This window comes from Bradyrhizobium sp., from assembly GCF_036009065.1.
In the GTDB taxonomy this organism is placed as follows: Bacteria; Pseudomonadota; Alphaproteobacteria; order Rhizobiales; family Xanthobacteraceae; genus Bradyrhizobium.
Genome location: NZ_DASYMN010000451.1, coordinates 1 through 2,812, shown reverse-complemented (window position 1 = coordinate 2,812; position 2,812 = coordinate 1). Strand labels below are relative to the sequence as shown.

Genomic DNA, 2,812 nt, shown 5'->3' with positions numbered 1-2,812 from the left:
CGCTGGGTTGGAGGCAACACCGGTCTCATCGCTCGTTTTCGGCGCCGGTTGGGTGGCATCATAGTGACCGAACGGCACCGATCTTGTCCCGATCAAATCGTCGCCTGCTTTGGCGTGGGCCGACGATGGACCGGAAGCAGCATCAGGCATCGAGCCAAGCGTGACTTCCTGCAATGGCGGCTCGGGGGCGGGCTCGGGCTGCGGCCGTCGCGACAGGGCCTGCATCATCTGCTCGCGTAGCTTGACCAGACCGTCGAGGCGGTCGGACTCCAGCGCCGGCGCTTCGTACGGTTGCTCGACCGAGGCGACCTCGGCCGGGCGCAAGGCGCGTTGGTGAACCGCAACCAGGATTAGCGTACCTATCGCCGCACCGGTGAAGATGACCCTGAAGGCGAGCATGGCAGCGAGCTTTCCATGCGCAACGGGGCGACAACATGGCGAGATCACGACCGAGCCCGGAATGTGTCCGAATCACGTATCAGCCAAGCGTCGGAAGCGGACTTAAGCGGGCCGCTGCCCATGTCCGCCTTGGGTAAGAGGACTAAACCGCTCGCGCGGTAGGGCGCCGCGGCGGACGACACAGCCAACACGATAGCGCCACGGGGCGTCCTGTCTTGAGATGAGGGGTTCGCAACCTTCACCAAAGACAGGAGCATCCCTCATGACCGATAAGGCCATAAGCCCGCTGCGGCAGCGCATGATCGAAGACATGACGATCCGCAAGTTCGCACCGAAGACCCAGCATGACTACCTGCAGCGGGTCAAGCACTTCGCCGCCTTCCTGGGCCGATCGCCCGGCACCGCGAGTTTCGAAGACGTGCGCCGCTATCAGCTTCATCTGGCAGCAGGTGGCGCGGGCGTTCCGACCCTCAACCAAAGCGTCTCGACACTGCGGTTCTTTTTCAAGATCACGCTTGGGCGCGCCGACATCGTGAACCATACCCAATTTATCCACGTGCCGCGCAAGCTGCCGGTCGTCCTGAGCCCGGAAGAAGTCGCACGTTTTCTCGATGCAACACCGGGGCTCAAATACAAGGTGGCATTGAGTGTGGCCTATGGGGCCGGATTGCGCGTGTCCGAGGTGGTTGCGCTGAAGGTATCCGACATCGACAGCAAGCGCATGGTGATCCGGATCGAACAGGGTAAGGGCCACAAAGACCGCTACGTGATGCTATCGCCGCATCTGCTCGAGCTGTTGCGCGCCTGGTACAAGGCGGCACGGCCACAGGGGTGGCTGTTTCCCGGAATGAACCCGGTCAACCCGATGACGGCGCGCCAGCTCAGGCGCGCCTGCGATACCGCGGCCCAGATGGCCGAGATCGACAAGCGTGTGTCTCCGCACACGCTTCGTCACAGCTTTGCGACGCATCTTCTGGAGCAGAACACCGATATCAGGGTGATCCAGGTCTTGTTGGGGCACGCCAAGCTCGACACCACGGCGCTCTACACCCGTGTCGCCACCAAGACCATCCGGGAGATCATGAGCCCACTCGATCGCATTACGGGCAAGCTCAAGGAGGGCACCGAACCGCCCGCCTGAAGCGCGGCGCGTGTCGCGTCCATCGCTGGAGGTCGCGGACATCTTCCGCGACCACGGCCCGGCATGGCGCCGGGCCAATGCCGGCCATGTCAGCCTCGGTCAGTTGAAGGTGATGTCGGCGATCGAGAGTTGCCGCACGGCCGCGCTCGGCGGCCATGTCGCGCGCTGCGAGAAGTGCGCGCACAGCCAGATCTCGTACAACTCCTGCCGCAACCGGCACTGCCCGAAGTGCCAGGGCGCGGCGGCAAAGCACTGGCTGGCGGCGCGCGAAGCCGATCTGCTGCCGGTGCCGTACTATCATGTGGTGTTCACACTACCTGGTCCGATCGCCGATATCGCCTACCAGAACAAGGCCGTCATCTACGACCTGCTGTTCAAGACCTCGGCCGAGACCCTGATCACGATCGCGGCCGACCCAAAGCACCTCGGCGCCCGCGTCGGCATCACCTCGGTTCTCCATACTTGGGGCTCGGCCATGACCCATCACCCGCACGTCCACATGATCGTGCCGGGCGGCGGCATCTCGCTCGACGGCGAGCGCTGGGTGGCGTCCCGGCCCGGCTTCTTCCTGCCGGTGCGCGTGCTCTCGCGCCTGTTCCGCCGACTGTTCCTGGAGAAGCTGCTCGCAACCCATCAGGCAGGCCGCCTGAAGTTCTTCGGAGATCATGCCGCTCTCGCCGACGCGCGGGCGTTCGCGACCTGGCTGGCGTCGCTACGCCGAGCCGAATGGGTGGTCTATGCCAAGCGTCCGTTCGGCGGCCCACAGGCCGTGCTGGCCTATCTGTCGCGCTATACCCACCGCGTCGCCATTGCCAACAGCCGGCTGATCGCCTGCGACCGCGACAGCGTCGCCTTCCGATGGAAGGACTATCGTGCCGAAGGTCGCGACCGCCACAAAGTCATGACACTGGCCACCGCCGAGTTCATCCGCCGATTCCTGATCCACGTCCTGCCGCAAGGCTTCCACCTCATTCGCCACTACGGCCTGCTCGCCAGCGGCACCCGCGCCGACAACATTGCTCAAGCGCGCCGCCTGCTGGACGTGCAGCCGACACAGCCCGAGGCCGCGGATCAGTCCGCAGATAAAGCAGCCGACCGGCTTTTCCTGTCCCTTGACCACGATCGGAAGAATGACGGCCTGCGCGGGTGATTTGTCTACCAACCCTTGCGATGATTGGACTCTTCCGGTTCGGGAAATTGAAGCGGGTCGAAGACCTGAAAACCCAGCCCCAGGCCGCCGAGTGGGCTGCGTCGCAAGAGTTGCGGCGCCCA

Annotated in this window: 2 protein-coding genes and 1 pseudogene; 2 read left to right on the top strand and 1 reads right to left on the bottom strand. The window is 64.3% G+C overall.

Features of this window, described 5'->3' with window-relative positions:
* Positions 1-399 (bottom strand): hypothetical protein (locus VGP39_RS26945; RefSeq protein WP_327571140.1); only part of this gene is annotated, 399 nt, incomplete at its 3' end.
* Between the two features lie 262 nt (positions 400-661).
* Between VGP39_RS26945 and VGP39_RS26940 the strand changes: the two genes are divergently transcribed.
* A complete protein-coding gene (locus VGP39_RS26940) occupies positions 662-1,540 on the top strand; it encodes a tyrosine-type recombinase/integrase (RefSeq protein WP_327571139.1) in 879 nt (292 codons plus the stop codon).
* Between the two features lie 10 nt (positions 1,541-1,550).
* Positions 1,551-2,609 (top strand): annotated as a pseudogene (locus tag VGP39_RS26935) (IS91 family transposase); the annotation flags it as partial.
* Positions 2,610-2,812 lie beyond the last annotated feature (203 nt).

What these genes read in the sequence shown, in the direction of transcription:
- VGP39_RS26940 (WP_327571139.1), top strand. Translation starts at nt 662, where the DNA reads ATGACCGATAAGGCCATAAGCCCGCTGCGGCAGCGCATGATCGAAGAC.